This window comes from Tenacibaculum sp. 190524A05c (genome assembly GCF_964036595.1).
GTDB classification, from domain to species: Bacteria; Bacteroidota; Bacteroidia; order Flavobacteriales; family Flavobacteriaceae; genus Polaribacter; species Polaribacter platacis.
Map to the genome: position 1 here is coordinate 44,604 of NZ_OZ038523.1, position 23,685 is coordinate 68,288.

Here is a 23,685-nt window from a genome sequence, read left to right on the forward strand (position 1 = left end):
TACAAAGATCAGAAGAGAGTAAAAGGAAAGAGGTACAAAAAAGACGTTAACTATTGTACTTTTTTAAAAATTGAGTGGGAGTTAATTGTGTGTAATGCTTGAAGAAAGTAGAAAAGTGATTGGCTTCTTCAAAGCCTAAATAAAAAGCAATGTTTTTAATTTTCTCACCGTTTAGTAATAATTCTTTTGAAGTTCTTATGATTTCTTGTCTTATAAGTTGACCAACTGAGGTATTTAATTTTTGACGTACTTTTTTATTTAAGGTCTTTTCAGTGATATGTAGTTTATCTGCATAAAAAGAAAGGGATTTTTGAGAGGTATGATAATCATGAATCATTTGAAACAAATCATTTTCAAATTGATCATCTAATTGAAAACCAATTTGATCTCTAAATTCGCTTGGAGTAATTCCTGTGTTTTTCTTAAAGTTTTTATTAAAATAAGCTACGTCTTTATACCCTTGTTCGTAAGCTATCTGTTTGATTGGATTATCAGTAAAGGCTATAAGTTTTTGATCTTCTATTAATCGTTTATTGACTTCAAGTTTTTTTATGGTTAAACCAATCTTGTTTTTAAGAAGATAATTTATATTCTTATTGTTTTTACTGATTTTCTTAATGAGCTCTTCTACAGAAAGGTGATTTTTAAATTCTTGATCGATCACTTCTTTGATATCAAAAATTATTTGATATTCTTTCTTATCAGCTTTAAAAGGATTTTGCCAATACCATTGGTTTACTGAAATATCAATAATATCTTTTTGAGAAGAGAAAATAGTATTGGATAAGTATTTTTGGCAATCTTTACAATCTAAATAATCAATGTAACCGAGAGAAACTAAGTGCTTAAATAATATTCGAACATCTCGACTTTTAAATAAAACTTGATTATCAAAATCAATTCGTCTTACTACAAAAGATTCAGAAGAGAACTTTATGTACTGACCTTTTTCTAAAAAAATCAATTTATCATCCCAATTTAAATAGTTTTTAAAATCTACTTCAATTGTTCCTTTTCCTTTTAGGATATGAAATAAAGAATGAGTTTCTAAAAAATAGATTTTATTAACTTCAGGAGTAAACTTAGATACCATTAACCTTTTTAATGATTGTACATTTTATTGGATTTAAAGGTAATGTTTTTCAATAAAAAAGCTCGATGATATTACATCGAGCTTCTTGAATTTATTTTGTGATATAAACTTTTGTTTGATAATTGTAATTCCCGGATTGAATTTTTACAATATAGATCCCACTGGTCACGTTCGGTAGTTGAACTTGAAAATCACTAGTTTGATATTTCTCGTTTTTAATCTGCTTACCAAGTAAATCGTAAACTTGCACTTTGTATTCTTGACCGTTGGAACTATTGGAAATTTTAACATTGAAATTTCTATCAGTAGAAGGGTTTGGATAAATACTCACATTATTTTTATCTGCAATATTATCTCCAATACTCAATGTTTTATCACTTATTCCTTGAATTACTAAAGAAAAATCCTGAGGATTAAGTAGAGTTCCTTTATGAGTAACTTCTAAAGTATATGTTCCTGCAGGTAAGTTTTTAGTATCAATTCTTTCAATATTATCTCTAAAGTTATCTCCTTTTGTTGCCGCGTCGTCAAAATTATTTGATGTTGCGTTAGGAGTTAAAACCCATGGTTTAAATTCATTCCCATTCTTATCATAAACAATTACATCCAAATCATTAATCAATTTAGTTTCTTGATTATCTTCACTGAAAATAATATCACTCGCTGCTGGATCTGTCCATGCAATACTTACAATTAGATTTGAACCTTCTTCAATGTCAAATTCAGTTTTATATATTTCACCTTGTGAAAGAGATAACTCTTGAATTTTAGTAGTCTTATTTAGTTCAGAAATTACATTTGCGGCACGCTCAGCATTTAAAATTCCCCAACCATTTTGAAAATCAGGGCCATCATTTACACCAGCTTCATCTGTTGTTCCAAGTAGAAGAGCTCTGACTGTTGCCGATCTCATGAAAAAGCTTGTTTTATTGCGGTAATGTTGTTGAAGCAGTGCGATACTACCAGTAACCGTTGGAGTTGACATAGATGTTCCGCTTTTGGTTGAATATTCTGTTGTACCAGCATTATCAGATGAAAATAAGGTTACACCATTTGTAACCAAATCAGGTTTTATTCTCCAGTCATCTGTTGGTCCCCAACTACTAAACGCTGATTGAACAACTGACTCAGGTCCAGTATAAGATGAAATATCTTCAACAGCACCAACTACGATTACGTTTTTAGCTGTCGCTGCAGCTCTAACTAAATCATATCCATTATCAAAAATATTAATTCCGTCATTTCTTGTATTCCCTGCGGATTTACACATTGTTAAATAAGGAGCATTATAAGTAATAATATCCCAATTTCGGGCATCAGTATTATAGGCTCCATAAAATTGTTGAGTATTGAAAGTTGGTAACCTTTGTGAATAAGAATGATTTGATAAAATACCTCCTGCAGCAGCAAAATCTGCAATTTCCGCCTCATCATTATCTGCCAAATATGCTTTCATTGTTGCCGCAGATGCCATTCCTCTTGCTTCTGAGTTTATACCAGTAGCAATCATAGTACCAGTAGTGTGAGTAGCATGACTTGATGCACTAAAAGGATCAATTATATCTACTCGGTTAATATATTCTTGATGATTTAATAGAGGAAGCCCACCAGCTTCCCAGTGACCTATAGTTACTCCTGATCCATCTAAGTTTAATCCAGAAGAACCTCCTTGCCAAATTTTATTAACTCTTGCCGAAATAGCTGCAGCATCATTATCTTCTATATAATAAATAGGATTTCCCTTAGAATCAAAATTGGAAAGAATGGCAACCTTGTTATTTTTTAAGTTGAATCTTTTGGGTTGATTGCTCGATTGGAATACTTGCAGATTTGTGTTGTAGTTTTTACTACTTTTTTGGGAAAACTCTTTTAGTTTTTGAACATTCGTTTGCTTTACAATGTAAGCTTTATCTTGTCCATTTTGACCAAAAAAATGGATTGATACCAATAGCAATGGTAAAGTAAGTAATACTTTTTTCATAGCTTATTTTAGATTTAAATTTAGTTAATACTTTTTCAATAATATAGAATAGATCTGACAAAATTCATACCATAGCATTTATGAATTTTAAAATTATTCTATTTATTCTGATACGAATTTAATAATCTTTTTTATAAAAATTAAATGGGATTATTAAAACTTCATTCTTAATTTAAAGTTTAAAACTCTTCCTGTCATAAAGTTTGGAATAGCAAATTGTTGTTTGCTATAAACATCTCTTACCCAAGTATTGGTAATTGAATTTCTGATATCGAAGATGTTAAATAGCTCCAATCCTGCAGATAATTCTTCAAAGTTATTTAGAAACTTATTTGAGGTAGTTTTATTGTTGTCAATAAATATATAAGAAACACCAACATCTGCTCGTCGATAATCTCCTAAACGATTTTGAAATTCGTAAACATCAGCATAAGCAGGTGCTCCACCAGGAACTCCCGTGTTATATACTAAATTCAAATATGCTTTTAAATCAGGAAGATTAGGTACGTAATCTTGGAAAAGGAGTCCAAGTTTAATTCTTTGATCTGTTGGTCTAGCAATGTAACCTCTGTTATCAATATTTTCTTCTGTTTTTAAATAACCAAAACTTATCCAGCTATCGCTACCAGGAACAAATTCTCCGTTTAATCTCACGTCTAATCCATATGCGTAAGCATCTGTAACATTATCTGCTCTATATCGAATTCTAACATTATCTATAGAGTAAGCATTAACATCACTTAGATCTTTATAGTAAAGTTCGGTTGTTAGTTTAAAAGGTCTATTCCACATCGTGAAACTATAATCATTCCCTAAAACAGCATGAATAGATTTTTGAGCTTTAACATCAGCTGAAATTTGACCATCAAAACCTCTTAATTCCCTGTAAAAAGGAGGTTGAGAATAATATCCTCCTGATAATCTAAATAGCATATCGCTATTCCAATCTGGTTTTATTGCGAACTGTGCTCTCGGACTAAATATCATATGACTTTTAGATGTTCCTCCGACAGGATTTACATTCCAATATTGTCCTCGGACACCGGCGTTAAACCAAACATCATGATCTCCCCAAGTAGTTTTTCTACTGAATTGTAAAAATCCAGAAAAGCGATCAATATCAACGGTATTTTGAGCACGAACATTTTGAAATGGTTCAATTGGTCCCGTAAAAGGTGTGTATGGTTGATTATTTCCGATATTATGATGTGGAGGTCTTACTGAAAAACCAACACTATCTATAATTTCCCATTCACGGATTCTATCTTTAATATTTTCTCTTTGATATTTAGCACCAGCTCTCCATTCATTATTTCCATCTTTTAAAGTTGCTCTTACTTGCGCATTAACGATCAAAGCGTCTAAATCATTTCTAGCATGATTCAATTGAGAACCAATCCCTTGAGCAAATTCAACTTCACCAAAATTTTCAGAGCCTAGATTAGTGTTTACTTGACCCAAATTGTATTGAGCAGCGATATCAAAATATTCTTCCTCTTGAGTATTAAATGAAGAAACTATTCCAGTTAATTCTAGATTTTCATTCACTTTATAATCCATAGAGAAAGCTCCAAAGAATGTTTGGAAACGATCTACTTCCTGACCTTGATAGAACACAATAAGTTCTAATGGATTAGCTATAGTTCCAAAACGTGTTCTTCGAGATAATGGTTTATAATCGTAGTTGTTAAGAGAGAAGTTTCCTAAGAAATTTAAACTAACCTTAGAAGAAAGCTCATAAGATAAAAATGTTTGAATATCAGTAAAACTTGGTCTAAAGTTGACTTCAGTTTGCTTGTCATTTACAAATAAGCTATTGTCTCTATATCTTACACCTAGTATTGCACTTAATTTGTCGTTAAATAATAATCCTTCCGTTGTAACACTTGCTCCCAGAAAACTCAAATCCACTTGAGTACTGCTTTCCGTTGGTTTTCTATAGGTAATATCTAAAACAGATGATAATTTATCTCCATATTTAGCTTGAAAACCACCAGCAGAGAAATCAATGTTTTGAATCATGTGAGAATTAATAAAACTTAATCCTTCTTGCTGACCTGAACGAATTAAAAACGGACGATAAACTTCAATTCCATTTACATAAACAAGGTTTTCATCGAAATTACCACCTCTTACGTTATATTGTGTACTTAGTTCATTGTTGTTACTCACACCAGGAAGTGTCATTAAAACAGCTTCAACTCCTGCATTTGGTCCAACTACAGTTTCAACCTTTTTTGTATCTATTTTCGTTATTCCTTGAGCTTCTTTTTTTCTGTTTTTAACAATTACTTCTTCTAATTCCTCTGTTTTAATAGTTAGCGTAGGAGAGAAGTTGATTGTTCTAGCACCTCGAGTAGTAAACTTTTTTAAAATTGTTTTATACGAAACATGAGAAAAGGTAACTTTTACTGTTTTTCTAATCGGAATTTGAAAAGAATAATTTCCGTCTTTATCAGTAGTTGTTCCTTTATCTAAATAACTAATAGCTACACCTTCAATAGGGTCGTTAAATTTATTTACTATTTTTCCTTGAACTGTTGACATTTTTTGAGCAAAAAGCAACGAAGGGAATAATACAAGAAGTAAGAGTTTTTTCAAAATGATTTATTATTTACGATAAAACGTAGTAGAAATAGTTTCAGTATTTCCAACATTATCAGAAACTACAAGTTTAAAGATATGTTTGCTACCAACCAATTTTTTATCAGAAAAATCGTAGGTTAAAATTCCCTTTTTGTGATTGTATTCCATTAGAACCCAATTACCATCAATTGTAGCACGGTATTCGTTAATCCCAGATTCTTTATCTGAAATTTTAACTTTTAAAGTTTTGTTTTTGGTTAACCATCTTCCTTCTTCAAAATTAACTAAAGATAATTCAGGTGATGTTTCATCAAAAAGTAATGTGTAACTTCCTAATGTTTTCTGATTAGTAAATACCTTATTTTCTCTTCTTTTTGTAGTTACATATCTTGGATATTTCTTTTTAGTAACATTTGCAATGTATACATGTTTCTTTTCCTTGTCTGAAAGATGACTTGTATTAAATGTTAGCGTAAACTTTTTATCTAAAGGAATTGTAGGTTCATGAACTTTAGCAACTCCATCTTCTACTGAAAAATCTAAAAAACAATTGTGATAAAAGCTATTTTTAGGAAAAGCAATAGTAATACTATCCTTTTCAAATTTTTGAAAATTGGTTGCTACAATTTTATAGTTGGTAGTATCTTTTTTTGAAAACATACTGTTTGCTGGTACTCCTTTAATTGGAATTCTAACAGCAGTTGCATTTCCATCAAAATCTTTGGCTATAATTTCAACATTATAATTCTGATAAGAATTAATCAAAATCTTTCCATTATTAATTAAATCCTCGTACAGACTTAGCTTGTTTTGGTCAACTTTATGGGTTTTCTGATAACGTTTTTTATACTTACTGTAATGTTCATAGTCGATTAAAAGATTAATGTATTTGCTTTCAGAAAAAGAAAACGATTCAACATCATGATAGTACACTCGCTTTCCATTTACGTTCATCTCTAAACTATAAATTCCGTTTTTATTCATAGCAGCGTCTTGGTGATCATAAACATAAATACCGAGGCCAATATTTCCGTTAGCTGTAATTCGATTGGCTACAAAATTTCCATTTTCTAATTCCTTGATTGGAACGATCAAATTATTGTTGGAATTATTTATTCGAGAACTATTATCCAAAGAGAAAACTTTCAATCCTTTTATGATTGGTTTTTTAGTGTCTTTCGCTCGTAAACCAAAAACCATTGGATTAATAATATTTTCTGTTTTTGTATCACGTATTTCGTAATGCAAATGTGGACCAGAAGAACTTCCTGTATTACCAGAATAAGCAATTATTTCACCTTTTTTAACCTTGAATTGTTCTGGTTTTGGAAACAAATTACCAATATTGTTTTTTTCTTTTTTGTACTGAATACTTTTTACGTAAGCTTGAATTTTAGGAGAGAATTTCTGTAAATGTGCATATACTGTGGTATAACCATTTGGATGATCAATGTATAGTGCTTTTCCATAACCATATTGCCTTATTTTTATTCTAGAAACAAATCCGTCAGCAGTGGCCTTAATAGGAATTCCCTCTCTTTTTTGAGTTTTTAAGTCTATACCAGAATGAAAGTGATTACTTCTTAATTCACCAAACGTTCCAGCAACTACAACAGGAATATCCATTGGAGCAGAAAAATAGTTTTTCGGGTATTTCTTCTGAGCTACAGAAACTCCAAATATGAAGAATAAAAAAAGAGAGAAATAATACTTCAAAGCGATACAATTTAATAACGAAATTACTAAAATTATGCCATATTTATATTGATTTGACAACCAGTAGATTAAGAAAAAAAGCCTTAAGAGTTGCGATTGTTAAAAGAGATTGTTAATTTTGTGGGAAATGGTTTTATCTCAATAATAAATGAGTAATACTTTAGAAGCAATTCATTTACTGGAACTTAAGTTAAAAGATGTATTAACTAGATACGAGTTTCTAAAAAAAGAAAACGAAGTACTGCTTCAACAAAACGGAGAATTACAGTATTTATTAAATGAAAAAGAACAGCAATTAGAAGCTCAAGAGAAAAAGTTTGAAGTTTTAAAAGTTGCTAAAACCATTGAAGGCAGTAATAAAGATTCGAGAAATACAAAACTCAAAATAAATGCTTTAATTCGAGAGATAGATAAATGTATTACCCTCTTGAATGCGTAAGAAAGTTCTTTTAAAAAATGGAAAAATTAAAAGTTAATGTAGTCATAGCTGGAAGAACATACCCTTTGATAGTCAATAGTGAACTAGAAGAAGAAGGAATGAGAAAAGCGGCTAAACTTATTAACAACTTGATTTTAAATTTTGAACAAAATTATGCGGTGGCTGATAAACAAGATGTTTTAGCAATGTGTGCATTACAATTTGCATCTAAACTAGAAATTAATTCTTTGCAAACATCTAAAGAAGCTACAGAAGTGTTAAATAAAGTAAATGAGCTGACACATATGTTAGATGATCATTTAAAATAAGTTCATTATATAACAGTTAACATACTGCCTATATTAGTAATAAAGTTTAATAAACTCAACACTATTCAATTAAAAAGAATGAGTCTTGGTTAGTAAAGCAAGCCGTTAGTTCGGATCCTTGATCAGCCAGTTAGTTCTAAACCTGTTTTTCAGGAGTTTATAAAACACTACTAATATGGGCTTTTTTTATTTTTAAGAATATATATATTCAATTATGGAAGGATTAGTATTACCAATATTGGTAGGTGTAATAGGAATTGCAGTAGGTTTTATTATTGCAAAAATGCTGGAGAAAACTAAAGCTAATAAGCTACTTAAAGAAACAGATAAGGAAGCTAAAAATATATTAAAAGAAGCGAAGTTAGAAGCTGAGGCAATTAAGAAAGATAAAATATTACAGGCGAAAGAAAAGTTTATTGAACTTAAAGCTGAGCATGAAAAAGTAATTTTATCTCGCGAGAAGAAAATGTCTGATGTAGAAAAGAGGATTCGAGATAAAGAATCTAGAGTTTCTTCAGAATTAGACAAAAACAAAAAACTAAGTCAGTCTTTAGAGAAAAAAACTTCAGACTTAGATTACAAACTAGACTTTTTAGAAAAAAGAGAATCAGACGTTGAAAAATTACACAAGCGTCATGTAGATATGCTTGAGCAAATCTCTGGTTTCTCTGCTGATGAAGCAAAAACAGAATTAGTTGCATCTTTAAAAGAGGAGGCAAAAACAGATGCTATGAGTTTCATCCAAGAAACTATGGAAGAAGCTAAGCTAACTGCTCAACAAGAGGCTCGTAAGGTTGTTTTAAATACAATTCAAAGAGTAGGAGTAGAGCAAGCTATAGAAAACTGTGTTTCTGTTTTTAATTTAGAATCTGATGATGTAAAAGGTAGAATTATTGGTAGAGAAGGTCGTAATATTAGAGCTTTAGAAGCTGCAACTGGTGTTGAAATTATTGTAGATGATACTCCAGAGGCAATTATACTTTCTTGTTTTGATCCTGTTCGTCGTGAAATAGCTCGATTATCGATGCATAAATTAGTTACAGACGGAAGAATTCACCCTGCAAGAATTGAGGAGATAGTTCGTAAAACTGAAAAGCAAATAAATCAAGAGATTATTGAAGTTGGTAAGCGTACTGTTATTGAATTAGGAATTCATGGTTTACATCCTGAATTAATTAAAACAGTTGGACGAATGAAGTATCGTTCTTCATACGGACAAAACTTATTACAGCACTCTAGAGAAGTTGCTAACTTATGTGGTTTAATGGCCGCAGAAATGGGCTTAAATGCAAAAGCAGCAAAAAGAGCTGGGTTATTACATGATATTGGAAAAGTTCCAGAAACAGAAAGTGAATTACCTCACGCTTTATTAGGAATGCAATGGGCAGAAAAATACGGAGAGAAGAAAGACGTTTGTAATGCAATTGGAGCTCACCACGATGAAATTGAAATGAAGAGTTTAATTGCACCAATCGTACAAGTTTGTGATGCGATTTCAGGAGCGAGACCAGGAGCTAGACGTCAAGTTTTAGATAGTTATATTCAACGTTTAAGAGATTTAGAAGATATCGCATTTGGATTTAATGGAGTACAAAAGGCTTATGCCATTCAAGCAGGTAGAGAGTTGAGAGTTATGGTTGAAAGTACTAAGGTAAATGATGAGAAAGCGGCTGAATTATCGTTCAATATTTCTCAGAAAATTCAGAATGATATGACTTATCCAGGTCAGGTTAAAGTAACTGTAATTAGAGAAACAAGAGCAGTTAATGTAGCGAAATAATATTCGTATTAAAATATCATCTTAAATTTTAAGATTTTTTAAAGCACAAGTAAATTACTTGTGCTTTTTATTTTAATTCATTCTGTTAATCCTAAAGAATGTTTCAAAATGAGTTTTTCATTTTGGGTATACAGTCTTATTGTTAATTATATAATTATTATGTAAATGCAAAATGTACTGTTTATATACGTAAATAATAGTAAGTCGTACTTATGAAGTATTAGGTTGTTTTATATTTGCCAATTAGCAGTTTAATTTGTCTGGTTAATATTCCGATTATCAAGAATTACAATTCAGTCAAGTTTTTAAAAACGATGATAACGGAGAAATGCTTATTCTTCCAGTTATTTTTAACTACGAAATTGTAGATAAGCTTAAGTTCGGAACTGATCCTGTATTTGATTATTACTTAAGTGAAGATGATGACGATGATTCAAATTTTGGGTTAGGTTTAGGTTTTAAAGGAGTTTATGATATTTCTGATGAAATTTCTATTACTACTATGTATTCATTAGGAATTACAAATAGGTCTCCAGATCTTCATGTTTCTGCAGGTTTTCAAACGTCGGATGTAACATTTAAATTTGACTTTTTCCAGGTAGGTTTAAGCTATAAATTCTAATTTTAAGTATTATAGAATAAATAGAGTATTTAATAAAACAAAAACCACTGTGTAAACAGTGGTTTTTTTGTTAAGTGAGCAAACTTATTATCTTCTTCTTGACCTCCTAGAATTTCTGTTTTTGTTGCCGTTATTACCATTATTATCCTTCTTTGGAAATGGTTTTTTACCACTATTTCTAGTTCTTCCAAAACCTCTTGAAGGTTTGTTGTCGTTATCATCATTCCTTCTTCTTCCACCTCTTCTTCTTCCGCCACCTTTTCTTTCGGTCTTTGTAATCTCAATATTAACTCTTCTGCCGTTAAATTCAGGAGAATTATCTGAGAACGCATCTAATGTCTGAGATTCAAAGTTTTTATCAATTTCAAAGAATGAGAATGTATCTAATATATCGATAGCACCAATTTCAACATTACTGTTAATTCCTTGTTCATTAATCAATCCCATTAATTTTGCAGGATTTAGACGATCTTTTCTACCTAAATTGATAAAGAATCTAGTCATGTCTTCACTAGACATTCTTCCGTTTCTACTTCTTCTATCACCACGATCTCTATCTCTATCACTTGACATTTTATTTAAATCAGGTGCGTTTTCGTAGTAAGACAAGAAAGAGTTGAATTCAAGCGAAACAAATTTTTGAATCAATTCCTCACGAGAAAAATCTTTTAATCGATCATAAATATTCGGTAAAAAACTGTCAATTTCAGAAGTATTTACTTCAGACTTCTCAACTTTATCAATTAGATGGAATAACTGTTTCTCACAAATTTCTTTTCCTGTAGGAATAGTAGTTTCTTCGAATTTTTTCTTTAAAATTCTCTCAATAGGGTTCAGCTTATTTCTTTCTTTTCTGTTTACTAATGCAACAGAAATACCTTTGTTTCCAGCTCTTCCTGTACGTCCACTTCTGTGGTTGTAATTTTCAATCTGATCTGGTAATTTATGATTGATAACGTGAGTTAAGTTATCTACATCTAAACCACGCGCGGCAACATCAGTTGCAACTAACATTTGGATATTTTTCTTGCGAAATTTCTCCATTACGCTATCACGTTGTGCTTGAGATAAATCCCCATGTAACGAATCTGCATTATAACCATCTTGAATTAGTTTATCTGCGATTTCTTGCGTTTCTCTACGCGTTCTACAGAAAACTATGGCATAAATATTAGGATTGATATCAGCAACCCTTTTTAAGGCTGGATAACGTGTTTTTTCATTAACTAAATAGTATTGATGAGTAACATTATCAGAACCTTGGTTTTTTTGTCCAGAAGTAACTTCTACTGGATTGTGCATATAATTTCTCGCGATGGCTTCAACTTCTCTCGGGAAAGTAGCCGAGAATAGTAAAGTTTGCTTGGTTTCCGGAGTTGCTTCTAATACTTTATCGAGTTCTTCTTTGAATCCCATGTTAAGCATTTCATCAGCTTCATCTAAAACTAACCACTTAACATTCCCCAGTTTTAAAGCTCTTCTTCGAATTAAGTCAACTGTTCTACCAGGCGTACCAACGACAATTTGAGCTCCTTTTTTTAATTGTCTAATTTGTTGTTCAATATTAGCTCCACCATAAACAGTAACTACTTTAAGTTTTGGTAAGTATTTAGAAAAATCTTCAATATTTTTTCCAATTTGAACAGCTAATTCTCTTGTTGGAGAAAGTATAATTGCTTGTGTAGTATTATCTTGATCATCTGCTAATTCCACTATTGGTAAACTGAAAGCAGCAGTTTTACCTGTTCCAGTTTGTGCAAAAGCTTTTAAATCTTCATTTGATGATAAAATTTGTGGAATAGCTTTTTCTTGAATAACCGTTGGAGTTTCATAACCTAAATCTACCAACGCTTTATTAATAGGTTCTTTTAAACCTAAATCTGCGAATTTTGACATATTGTGAATTTAAACGAATTCACAGATGCCCTATCCGCGAATTCTATATATTAATCTATTTTAGGACGGCGCAAAAGTAGTGAATAAAAACTAAAGTACTCTATTAAACGTAAATTATTGAAGGTCTGTGATTTGCTTCTCTATTTTTTTTGAAGATAATCCACAAAAACCATTAACAACAACTCCTTTATTATTAATTAAAACCATTCTCGGATATCTACTGGTTAAGAAGTTGTGAGCATCACTATCTTTATTCAGATAGAACTGATGTCTGATATTTAATTCTTTGATGTATTCATTTTTGTCTTCATTCATATTGATAACCATGAATTTTACACCAGGATTATTGTTGATTAAATAGTTCATTCTAGAGGCTACCCACTTATTAGATGAGTATTCTTTATTTCTAAAATAAATTACGGTGCTATTACCTTTAATCACACTCCTAATATTTTCCATTGATCCCTGAGGAGAAAACAACTTAAAATTAGGTATTCTTTTTTTCTTAGGAATATGTTTTACATCAGATAGTAAACATGCAATTTCTTCTTTATCTGCATCGTTTGTTGAGAATTTTGCAAAAGTATTATATGCCTGCTTGTTTAAACCACAACTCGTTTTTGTATAAAAGTGCCTAATTATAGTTTCTTTAAGTAGTCTGTTTTTTAATACTCTCGATTCTATTTTATCATCTACAGTTTCTAAAACAGCAATTGTAAAGTCGTCACCTTCGTCTTTTACATTCTCTGCATATACATCATAATAGATATTATTGTAAACATAATCACGATATGGAGAATAGAACATCAACGAATCTCCATTAATTCCTACCTCGGGTCTGTGTGAAACAAATCTTTCTTCTTTAAGAGTTTCCGGTTCTTCCTTTAAACGATTGTTGATTGAATAGGTTTCTAGCTTGGTAAATAGAGGATAGAATAAAGCAACTTTTAAAACATCAATATAATTTTCAGATGTTTCTGGATAATCCGTTATGAAATTTTCTAAATAATCATCCTTAAGAACTTTTAAGGAATCTACAGTTCTTAAAAAATCTTCTGAATTAAGTTGGTAATATTTGTAAAAATCTTTTGACTGTTTCTCGTTTATTAAGAAGTTTTCGATTAATGCATTATTTTTTTCTGCATTACTACCACTAAAAACTAAAGACTCATCAAAATCCCAAGTATTAAGACGAAGAAGTAAACTATCTTGAGGCTCCAAGAAGATATATTGAAATTCAGAACCATGTCTAAAAAGGTATAATCCTTCTTTAATATTCTTAAAACTTCCAATAAATGTATTATCAGGATTTAATTTAATAGTGTCTATAAGTTCCTCATAATGATTTTGTAAGGTCACAAAATCAGCCTTAGGATTGATGATTTTTCCGCCTAAATATGTTAAGTTCTCTTTTTTAGTTTCGTTACAACTAAGTAAGAAGACGGATAAAAGGGGAACTATATATTTAATCATTCTATTCAAAGTGGCATATAAATTAACGCTCAAAAATAGAAATATAGAGTAAATCAAGATGTTAATTCGATGTTAATATTCCAAAAAATAAGAGATTTTTAACGATGTAATTTATAGGTCATAAATGCTGAAAAAGTCCCTAGATTTTATACTTTTGCATCGAATTTAAAAAATCAAAAAATGTTAACAGTTTCTAATTTATCAGTTCAGTTTGGTAAGAGAGTGTTGTTTGATGAGGTAAACACTAAGTTTACACAAGGAAATTGCTACGGAATTATCGGTGCGAATGGAGCGGGAAAATCTACTTTCTTAAAAATATTATCGGGTCAAATAGATCCTACTTCTGGACAAGTTCATTTAGAACCTGGAAAAAGAATGTCTGTATTATCTCAAGATCACTATGCGTTTGATGAGTTTCCTGTTTTGGAAACTGTGGTAATGGGGAATAAAGATTTATATAAAATTAAGAAAGAAATTGACGCGTTATATGCCGACTACACAGATGAAAATGCTGAGAAAATTGGTGAGCTTCAAGTTCAATTCGAAGAGATGAACGGTTGGAATGCTGATTCTGAAGCTGCAGCAATGTTATCTAACTTAGGAATTAAAGAAGATTTACATTATTCTTTAGTTAAAGATTTAGATGGTAAGCAAAAAGTACGTGTATTATTAGCGCAAGCATTATTCGGAAGTCCAGATGTGTTGATCATGGATGAACCTACCAATGATTTGGATTTTGAAACTATTTCATGGTTAGAAAACTTCTTAGCTAATTATGATAATACGGTAATAGTTGTTTCTCACGACCGTCACTTTTTAGATGCAGTTTGTACGCATATTTCAGATATTGACTTTGGAAAAATCAATCATTTCTCTGGAAACTACACGTTCTGGTATGAATCAAGTCAATTAGCAGCAAAACAAAGAGCACAACAAAATAAGAAAGCAGAAGACAAGAAGAAAGAATTAGAAGAGTTTATTCGTCGTTTCTCAGCGAATGTTGCAAAGTCTAAACAAGCGACTTCACGTAAAAAAATGATTGAGAAGCTAAATGTTGAAGAAATTAAACCTTCTAGTCGTAGATATCCTGCAATTATTTTTGAAAGAGATAGAGAAGCTGGAGATCAAATTTTAAATGTTGAAGGATTAGCTGCAAAAGATGCAGAAGGAGAATTGTTATTTTCTAATATTGATATCAACTTAAATAGAGGAGATAAAGTTGCTGTAATTTCTAAAAACTCTAAAGCTACAACTGCTTTTTATCAAATTATAGCTGGAAATGAAGATGCATTAGAAGGAAAATTCAGTTGGGGTGTTACTACAACTCAATCATATTTACCATCTGATAATTCTGAATTTTTCCAAAATGGAGATTTAAACTTGGTCGATTGGTTACGTCAATATGCTAAAACTGAAGAAGAAAGAGAAGAGGTTTTCTTACGCGGTTTCTTAGGTAAAATGATTTTCTCTGGTGAAGAAGCATTGAAGAAAAGTAATGTGTTATCTGGAGGAGAAAAAGTTCGTTGTATGTTATCTAGAATGATGATGACAAGAGCTAACATCTTGAAATTAGATGAGCCTACAAACCACTTAGATTTAGAATCTATTCAATCATTAAACAACTCTTTAATTAACTTTAAAGGAACTGTTTTATTCACAACTCACGATCACGAGTTTGCTCAAACTGTTGCGAATAGAATTATTGAGATTACACCAAATGGAGTAATTGATAAGTATGCTACTTTTGATGAGTATTTAGATGATTCTAAAGTAAAGGAGTTAAGAGAGAAAATGTACGCATAAGTTGCGTTTATTATAAAATAAAAAAGGAAGCTTATTTAGCTTCCTTTTTTATTTTTTATTCTTTTCTAATTGGACTAATAATATCTACATCACTAAATGCTATTGCGCCTCGAATAATTCCATCGATGCTGGATTTTAGAGCTTCAATTAACTGCATTTTTAATTGAGATTTATGATATATTAAACTTACTTCTCTTGCTGGAGGAGGAGTTGTGAATTCTCTTAAGTGAGTCCTATCCTCTTCGTTTAAGTCTAAAGTGTTTAAGTACGGTAGTAACGTCATTCCTAAACCGTCTTTTGATAGTTTAATTAACGTATCAAAACTTCCGCTTTCTAGGTGAAACCTTTTCTGATCGTCCTTTTTATTAATCTTACAAAGGTTAATAACACTATTTTTAAAACAATGTCCGTCTTCTAACAATAGAATATCTTCTAATTCTAAATCTTCTACAGTTAGCTTTTCATTTTCGTATAATCTGTGCTCTGTTGGAATTAATCCTACAAATGGTTCGTAATATAAAACACGTTCTTTAATGGCTTCATTACCTAATGGTGTTGCAGCAATTGCAGCATCAATATATCCGTCCGAAAGTTTTCTTATGATTTCTTCAGTAGTTAACTCTTCAATGATCAATTGAACCTTAGGATATGTTTTAGTGAAGTGTTTTAAAAACATCGGTAATAATGTTGGCATTATGGTAGGAATAATACCTAGTTTAAATTCTCCTCCTATATATCCTTTTTGTTGATGAACAATATCAATAATTCTATTACTTTCATCAACAATAACTTTTGCCTGTTCTACAATTTTTTCTCCAACAGGAGTTAGTTCAATAGGTTTTTTTGATCGATTAAAAATTTTAGCATCCAATTCTTCTTCTAGTTTCTGAATTTGCATACTAAGAGTGGGTTGAGTTACAAAACAATGCTCTGCGGCAACCGTAAAGTTTTTATGTTCTGCAACTGCAAGTGTATATTTTAATTGAGTGATTGTCATTAATAATAATTTTCGATAAAGATATTAAAACTATCAATTAAACTAATAATTGTTAGCTTTAATTTTGATCTAATTTTGTGCTTATAAAACAGACAAAATATGACAAAGACTATAATAGGATTAGATAAATTAAAATCAGAGAAGCTTGTTGAGGAGTTAAATTTATTACTTGCTAATTTTCAGTTATACTATCAAAATTTAAGAGGATTACATTGGAATATAAAAGGAAAAAATTTCTTTGAATTACATGCAAAGTTCGAAGAGTTATATACAGATTCTCAAATGAAAATCGATTTAATAGCAGAGCGAGTTTTAACTTTACAAGGAGAGCCTTTACATACTTTTGAAGATTATATGAAAATAGGATCAGTACCAATTGGTAAAAGTATTAGTAAAGATGAAGAGGCGATTACTTTGGTTCTAAACTCACTTACAGAGTTGCTGAAAATTGAACGTGATATACTTGAAACTTCGGATGACGCAAATGACGAAGGAACAAATTCAATGATGAGTGACTTTATAGCAGAACAGGAAAAAACCGTATGGATGTTAAATGCATGGTTAGCGGGTTAGTTTAACGAAAAGTTTACAATAAATATTAAAAAGAGTAGTCATTTTAGGATTACTCTTTTTTGTTTTATTGTTTTTAAACAATTGTAATACAGTTTTTTAGACTGTATTTTATTTTGTTGTGTTGGCTTGTTTAAATTAATTCTAATTATTAAACCTTAGTTTAATTGTGTAACATTTTCTTAAAAAGAAATTAAAATACGATTGATTTAAACTTTAAATAGGTGGACTTGTTTTGTATCGATTAAAAACAAAAACTTAATAAGGACACAATGAAAAATCTAAAACTAACTTTAACTGCTTTATTAGCAATTTCTATCGGTTTTACAACTTTAACATCTTGTGAAGATGGAAAAGACGGAATTGATGGAGTAGACGGACAAGATGGTGCTGTAGGAGCGACTGGTGCAACAGGGGCTACAGGTGCTGATGGAACAGATGCATCAGTATATTTAGCATCTTCTAAAACACCGAACTTTTTAAAAGTAACTAGTGAATTTGTTGGGTTAAAAATTACTCCAATTTTATCTTCTGAAGATGTTATTCCAAATACACCAGATTTCGTTTACGGTTCAATGGCAGACGGTGCTGGTTTATTAGCTGAAGCTGATGGAACATTTACTTTAATTAACAATATCGAAGCTGATTATTCAATTGCTAGAATTAAATTAAACAAAAACTTAAGACCATATTACGGAGAGTATATTTTAAACGCTTCGGCTACTGCTGAAACAGCTCAATGTTCAGGATCTATGATTTCTATGCAAGAGCATGGATTTGGACCAATGTACTTATCTGGAGGTGAGTGGGGAGGATCTTCTAAAGGTGTTTTTGCCACTGATCCATATAAATCAGCTGCTGAAGCTGGTACTGGAAAATTATTATCTGCATTCGGCCAATGGTCTACTGAGAATGCAGTTGTAATTGGTAAAGATGCTTACCCAACTAAAACAGTTGCTTTTATTGGTGATGATCATTCTGATAATGATGTACCTTCAGGACAATTAGGAATGTATGTTGGAAACAGAGGAGATTTAGAAGGTGGAAAATTATACGGATTAAAAGTTACTACTGCTGGAATCGATTACGAAGTTGATATGGTAGAAGGAACTGAGTATGATGCTGAGTTTGTAGAATTAACAGAAAGAGAAATTAGTGCTTTAGATGCAGAGGCTAAATCTAAAGGGGTTATGGGATTCTCTCGTTTAGAGGATATCGACTGGAGAAGAGGAGTTGCTGGAAATCAAAGAGAGGTTTACTTCGCTGTAACTGGACGTAGTAAAGCTGGTTTAATTGGAAAAGGAACTACTTTAGGTCGTATTTATAAAGTTGTTTTAAATGATGCTGATCCAACTGGAGCTGCAAAAATTACATGTGTATTAGATGGTGATAAAGTTGGAGGAAAAGCTGACGGATTCCATTCTCCTGATAACATTTTAGTTACTGAAAACTACGCATATATTCAAGAAGATCCTAACGGATATGCTTCTTTAAATGCTGCAATTACTGGATATGCTAAATTATATCAATACAATTTAAATACTGGTGAAATTAAAACAGTATTAGAGTGTGATCAAGATAGAGCTAATGATATGGGTTACGGACCAAACACAAGAAACTGGGAAATTACAGGTATGATTGATGTTACTGAAGTTGTAAACAATGGAAAGAACACTTTTATCGTAATTACTCAAAATCATGGATGGGAACCAGCAGATGGAACTTCATTTACAGATCCATTAGCAAATCCTGATTTAGGAAACAGAAAAGAAGGTTCAGTATTACATATTATCACTGGATTAGCTAGATAAAACATGAAAGACATATTACGTCGAGCTAAGGCATACCTCTGTGTATGTCTTTTGCTTTTATCAATAGGATGCGGAAAAGAGGAAAAAAAGTATGAATCTGTGGATAATTTTTCTGCAGAAATTTCTGCTTTGTACAATGATTATTTAGCTAAAGCAATTAGTAACTTAGATAAAATTGATTTAGAAGAAACATCTCCTTCTGATCGAAAAAAATACTATGTTAAGGCTAGAAAATATTTCAAGTTGGTTGAGCCTATTTTGTCTTATTCAGATAAAAACAATTATAAATCATTAAATGCCCCAAACATAATTCAAGTTAAAGGTGAGGACACTCAGGATACTAGAATTTTAAATCCAATAGGTTTTCAAGTTATCGAGGAGAATCTTTACGAGGAGCAAATTGATACAGTTACGTTAACCCGAGTCGTAAACGTAACTCGAGACAGATTAAAGCTTATTAAGGAGAATAATAATTTGAAACTTAAAGATTATCACATTATTTGGATGTTAAGAGATCAAATTGTTAGAATTGCAACTGCTGGAATTACTGGTTTTGATTCTCCAGTATTAAGTCAATCGTTGTTAGAAAGTAAATACACTTATAATACAATTGTTGATATTATAAAAATGAACGAGAGTAGATTTCAATCAAAGGAATTAATGAAAGATTTCATTGGTGCTATTCAAGCCGCTCAGAAAGATTTGGATTATGACTTTGATACGTTTGATAGGTTTGGTTTTATTAAAAATCATACAGATAAGCAATTGAAATTATTAGTTGAAATTCAAAAAGATTGGAAGGTTACTTTTCCTTTTGAAATGGCGCTTTCTAACACAATGACAACTCTTTTCTCAAAGGAGGCTTTAAATATTGATTATTTCTCTGATCAATTAAGTGATACTACCAATCTTGCTAAAAAAGTTGCATTTGGTGAAATGTTATTTAATGATAAGTCATTGTCTAAAGATTACAATATGGCTTGTGCTACTTGTCATATAAAAGATTTAGCATTTACTGATGGAAGAAAAACATTCGATGCTAATCAAGCTAGAAATACACCAACAGTTACCTATGCAGCATATCAACAATCATTTTTTATGGATGCAAGATCAGGAAGTCTTGAAGGACAGGTTGTAGGAGTTGTAAAAAATCATAATGAGTTCAATATGTCAATGGATTCAGTGGTGAGTAGAGTACTGAAAAACGATAGTTATAAAAAGCAGATTTCAGAATTATATAATGATAAAAAAGTAAACTATAATATCAGACACGCTATTGCTTCTTACATAAGAAGTTTGAATACGTTTAATTCTAAATTTGACAAAAATATAAGAGGGGAGGAGAATACTCTAACGGAAGAAGAAAAATTAGGATTTAATGTGTTTATGGGAAAAGCCATGTGCGCAACTTGTCATTTTGCTCCAGTTTTTAATGGTACAGTTCCTCCAAATTACGTAGATACAGAGTTAGAGTTTATCGGTGTTCCTGCTTTTAAAGATACTGTTAATGCAAAGTTCTCTTCAGATTTAGGAAGGTATGAATTATTCAAAACTCCAGAACGCAAACATTTCTTTAAAACTCCAACAGTTAGAAATGCAGCTGTAACAGCTCCGTATATGCATAATGGAGTGTATTCAAACTTGAAAGAAGTTATGGATTTTTATAATAAAGGTGGTGGTGCTGGATTAGGAATAGAAAACGACTATCAAACATTACCGTTTGACAATTTAAACTTAACCGAAAAAGAAATAAATGCGCTAATAGCATTTACTAAAACGTTAACAGATGCCGAATATTAGGGGCTGTGTAGTTGTGTTGTGTAAGCTCCTTGATATTATCTCAAGGAGTTTTTTTATGTTAAAAATGTAATGTTATGAAATAACTTCGACGAAGTAATATAAAATCAATTTTCAATGAAAAAACTAATAACATTATTTTTACTTGTTGCTTTAGTTAGTGCATGTAAATCAGAAGAGAAAAAAGAGTCTAAAGAAGAAACTAAAACTGAGGTTGTAAAGGAACCAACGTATCCAAAAGTTTTAGGAGAAATATTGGAAAAACATGGTGGAATAGAGGCTTGGAGAAAAGCAAAATTCTTATCATATAAGGTGAAAGGAGAGGAGCATACTACAGATTTACACTCAAGAAGAGCAGTAGTTCATGGAGATAAATACTCTCTTGGGTATGATGGTAAAGAAGTTTGGTTAAGTCAAAAGGACACTATTTTTAAAGGTAATCCAGAGTTTTACTATAACCTTTATTTCTATTTCTACGCAATGCCTTTTGTACTTGCAGATGATGGAATTGTATATTCTGATATCGATCCAATTGAATTTGAAGGAGTAAAGTATCCTGGAGTGAAAATTTCTTACAAAGCGAATGTAGGAGTTTCACCAGATGATAATTATTTTATATTTTACCATCCAGAAACTAAACAAATGGCTTGGTTAGGGTATACAGTTACATATTTTAGTAAAAAGCCATCTGATAAGTTTAATATCATTAGATATAATGATTGGGAAAACGTTAACGGTTTCTTATTACCAAAAACAATAACTTGGTACAAGAAAAACGAACAAGGTATTCCAACTGAGCCAGCCGGTGATCCAATTGAATTTTCATCAGCTTTAGTAAGTCAAGCACCATTAGCTGATAACTTTTTTAGTAAGCCAGCTGAATAATTAGAATCAACAAAACAAACTAAAATATTATGAGTAAAAAGTATATGTGGAAAAAAGAGTACACACTCGTCTTGGTAGCAAATTTTGTGTACATCGTTCTTTTTTATTTAATCACTAACGCATATACTAAATAACATACTCATGCAAATTTTAGACTGGATTGTACTTTCACTTACCTTATTATTTATTGTATTATACGGAACTTGGAAAACAAGAGGAAGTGAAAATGTAGAACAATATATCAAAGGAGGAAATGATACAAAGTGGTGGACTATCGGATTGTCTGTAATGGCAACTCAGGCTAGTGCCATCACTTTTTTATCTACTCCTGGGCAGGCTTTCCATAGTGGAATGGGATTTGTCCAATTTTACTTCGGGTTACCTCTTGCGATGGTAATCATCTGTTTAGTATTTATTCCTATTTATCATAAATTAAATGTTTATACTGCTTATGAATATTTAGAAAGTAGGTTTGATCTTAAAACAAGAACTTTAGCGGCAATTTTATTTTTAATTCAAAGAGGATTAGCTGCCGGTATTACCATTTTTGCTCCTGCGATAATCTTATCAGCTGTATTAGGTTGGGATTTAGTTATTCTGAATATTATTATCGGTATGTTAGTGATTGTTTATACTGTGAGTGGAGGAACAAAAGCAGTTAGTGTAACTCAAAAACAACAAATGGCAATTATATTCTCAGGAATGTTTATTGCATTTTATTTGATTTTACAGTATTTACCAGACGGAATTACTTTTGGAAAAGCACTTGAAATTGCTGGAGCTAGTAATAAAATGAAAGTCCTTGATTTTTCATGGGATTTGAATAATCGATATACCGTTTGGACAGGTTTTCTTGGAGGAACGTTTTTAATGCTTTCATATTTTGGAACAGATCAAAGTCAAGTCCAACGATATTTATCTGGAAAATCAGTTCGTGAAAGTCAGTTAGGATTAATTTTTAATGGATTATTAAAAGTTCCTATGCAATTCTTCATTTTATTAGTTGGTGTAATGGTTTTTGTATTCTATCAATTTAATGCGTCACCATTAAACTTTAATCCGAAAGCACAAGAAGCTGTAATTAATTCTCAGTATGCCTCAGAATATAAAGTTTTAGAAGAAAGACATAGCGAGATTGAAGCGGAAAAGAAAACACTTATTTTAAGTGGAATTACTGAGGAAAATAAACCGAAGTTACAAGCTTTAAATGAGGAAGATTTAAAACTGAAAAAAGAAGCTAAAACAATCATAGAAAAATCAGATGCTAAGGTAGAAACTAATGACAAGGATTATGTGTTCATTCATTTTATATTAAATAATCTACCAAAAGGGTTGATAGGATTATTATTAGCTGTAATTCTATCTGCGGCTATGTCATCTACAGCTTCAGAGTTAAACGCATTAGCTTCTACAACTGCAATAGATTTATACAAGAGAAATGTAAAGGAGGAGAAGAGTGATCAGCATTATGTGAAAATGTCAAAATGGTTCACTTTAGGTTGGGGGATTCTTGCAATATTAATTGCTTGTGTAGCCAATTTATTTGATAATTTGATTCAGTTAGTAAATATAATTGGATCCATTTTTTATGGAAATGTGCTAGGTATGTTTCTAATAGCATTCTTTCTAAGGTTCGTAAAATCAAATGGCGTGTTTATTGGCGCAATTATTACACAAGTGATAATAATATGTATTTATTATTTCGGTATATTCTTACCTGAACAAAATGGAGAGCAGGCTATGATAAGTTATTTATGGTTAAATGCACTTGGCTGTGGATTAGTTATGTTGTTGTCTGTGATAATTCAATTTTTTGTTCCTAAATCTTCGGAATAAAATCATAAAACTAAAATATAAATTGTTCTAGTTTACTGATTTTCTGTATAAATGGTTTTATATACATTATAAACGGTTTTTTCTAGTTTTTA

The 23,685-nt window shown here is 31.1% G+C and carries 17 protein-coding genes and 1 other RNA gene; 11 read left to right on the forward strand and 7 right to left on the reverse strand.

Features of this window, described 5'->3' with window-relative positions:
* Window positions 1–46: 46 nt before the first annotated feature.
* The 4 genes from ABNT61_RS00240 to ABNT61_RS00255 form a co-directional block, all read right to left on the reverse strand.
* Window positions 47–1,093, reverse strand: coding sequence for an AraC family transcriptional regulator (locus tag ABNT61_RS00240; protein ID WP_348744364.1), 1,047 nt, complete (start codon window positions 1,091–1,093; stop codon window positions 47–49).
* 91 nt (window positions 1,094–1,184) lie between these two features.
* Window positions 1,185–3,074, reverse strand: a complete 1,890-nt coding sequence (locus tag ABNT61_RS00245; RefSeq protein WP_348744365.1) for a S8 family serine peptidase — start codon at window positions 3,072–3,074, stop codon at window positions 1,185–1,187.
* A gap of 153 nt (window positions 3,075–3,227) precedes the next feature.
* Window positions 3,228–5,621: a TonB-dependent receptor gene (locus ABNT61_RS00250; RefSeq protein WP_348744366.1), complete on the reverse strand. Its 2,394-nt coding sequence runs from the start codon at window positions 5,619–5,621 to the stop codon at window positions 3,228–3,230.
* A gap of 63 nt (window positions 5,622–5,684) precedes the next feature.
* Window positions 5,685–7,376: a M23 family metallopeptidase gene (locus ABNT61_RS00255; RefSeq protein WP_348744367.1), complete on the reverse strand. Its 1,692-nt coding sequence runs from the start codon at window positions 7,374–7,376 to the stop codon at window positions 5,685–5,687.
* Window positions 7,377–7,524: 148 nt separating this feature from the next.
* On the opposite strand from ABNT61_RS00255, the gene ABNT61_RS00260 reads away from it, so the two are divergent.
* The 5 genes from ABNT61_RS00260 (at window position 7,525) to ABNT61_RS00280 (ending at window position 10,525) form a co-directional block, all read left to right on the forward strand.
* The gene (locus tag ABNT61_RS00260; protein WP_348744368.1) at window positions 7,525–7,815 is read left to right on the forward strand and encodes a hypothetical protein; all 291 of its coding nucleotides are present in this window, start codon (window positions 7,525–7,527) and stop codon (window positions 7,813–7,815) included.
* A 17-nt stretch (window positions 7,816–7,832) separates the two neighbouring features.
* Window positions 7,833–8,123, forward strand: a complete 291-nt coding sequence (locus ABNT61_RS00265; protein ID WP_348713970.1) for a cell division protein ZapA — start codon at window positions 7,833–7,835, stop codon at window positions 8,121–8,123.
* A gap of 53 nt (window positions 8,124–8,176) precedes the next feature.
* A non-coding RNA gene (gene ssrS / locus ABNT61_RS00270) (6S RNA) lies at window positions 8,177–8,282 on the forward strand.
* Between the two features lie 55 nt (window positions 8,283–8,337).
* Window positions 8,338–9,903, forward strand: coding sequence for a ribonuclease Y (gene rny, locus ABNT61_RS00275; protein WP_348744369.1), 1,566 nt, complete (start codon window positions 8,338–8,340; stop codon window positions 9,901–9,903).
* A 328-nt stretch (window positions 9,904–10,231) separates the two neighbouring features.
* Window positions 10,232–10,525 (forward strand): hypothetical protein, encoded by a 294-nt coding sequence (locus ABNT61_RS00280; protein ID WP_348744370.1) that lies wholly within the window; start codon window positions 10,232–10,234, stop codon window positions 10,523–10,525.
* 87 nt (window positions 10,526–10,612) lie between these two features.
* Here ABNT61_RS00280 and ABNT61_RS00285 read toward each other — a convergent pair whose 3' ends face one another.
* Window positions 10,613–12,421 (reverse strand): DEAD/DEAH box helicase, encoded by a 1,809-nt coding sequence (locus tag ABNT61_RS00285; RefSeq protein ID WP_348744371.1) that lies wholly within the window; start codon window positions 12,419–12,421, stop codon window positions 10,613–10,615.
* A 114-nt stretch (window positions 12,422–12,535) separates the two neighbouring features.
* Window positions 12,536–13,894, reverse strand: a complete 1,359-nt coding sequence (locus ABNT61_RS00290) for a hypothetical protein (protein WP_348744372.1) — start codon at window positions 13,892–13,894, stop codon at window positions 12,536–12,538.
* 180 nt (window positions 13,895–14,074) lie between these two features.
* On the opposite strand from ABNT61_RS00290, the gene ABNT61_RS00295 reads away from it, so the two are divergent.
* Window positions 14,075–15,697, forward strand: coding sequence for an ABC-F family ATP-binding cassette domain-containing protein (locus ABNT61_RS00295; RefSeq protein ID WP_348744373.1), 1,623 nt, complete (start codon window positions 14,075–14,077; stop codon window positions 15,695–15,697).
* Window positions 15,698–15,752: 55 nt separating this feature from the next.
* On the opposite strand, the gene ABNT61_RS00300 is transcribed toward ABNT61_RS00295, so the two are convergent.
* On the reverse strand, window positions 15,753–16,694 hold the full coding sequence (locus ABNT61_RS00300) for a LysR family transcriptional regulator (protein ID WP_348744374.1): 942 nt from the start codon (window positions 16,692–16,694) through the stop codon (window positions 15,753–15,755).
* 99 nt (window positions 16,695–16,793) lie between these two features.
* Here ABNT61_RS00300 and ABNT61_RS00305 point away from each other — a divergent pair, with 99 nt between their 5' ends.
* The 5 genes from ABNT61_RS00305 to ABNT61_RS00325 all read left to right on the forward strand — a co-directional run bounded on the left by ABNT61_RS00305 (window position 16,794) and on the right by ABNT61_RS00325 (window position 23,593).
* A complete protein-coding gene (locus tag ABNT61_RS00305) occupies window positions 16,794–17,267 on the forward strand; it encodes a Dps family protein (RefSeq protein WP_348744375.1) in 474 nt (157 codons plus the stop codon).
* A gap of 269 nt (window positions 17,268–17,536) precedes the next feature.
* Window positions 17,537–19,075 carry an alkaline phosphatase PhoX gene (locus tag ABNT61_RS00310; protein WP_348744376.1) on the forward strand — a complete coding sequence of 513 codons (1,539 nt, stop codon included), beginning with the start codon at window positions 17,537–17,539 and terminating at the stop codon, window positions 19,073–19,075.
* A gap of 3 nt (window positions 19,076–19,078) precedes the next feature.
* Window positions 19,079–20,875 (forward strand): cytochrome-c peroxidase, encoded by a 1,797-nt coding sequence (locus ABNT61_RS00315; RefSeq protein ID WP_348744377.1) that lies wholly within the window; start codon window positions 19,079–19,081, stop codon window positions 20,873–20,875.
* Window positions 20,876–20,989: 114 nt separating this feature from the next.
* Window positions 20,990–21,757: a hypothetical protein gene (locus ABNT61_RS00320; RefSeq protein WP_348744378.1), complete on the forward strand. Its 768-nt coding sequence runs from the start codon at window positions 20,990–20,992 to the stop codon at window positions 21,755–21,757.
* Between the two features lie 141 nt (window positions 21,758–21,898).
* On the forward strand, window positions 21,899–23,593 hold the full coding sequence (locus ABNT61_RS00325; protein WP_348744379.1) for a sodium:solute symporter: 1,695 nt from the start codon (window positions 21,899–21,901) through the stop codon (window positions 23,591–23,593).
* Window positions 23,594–23,685 lie beyond the last annotated feature (92 nt).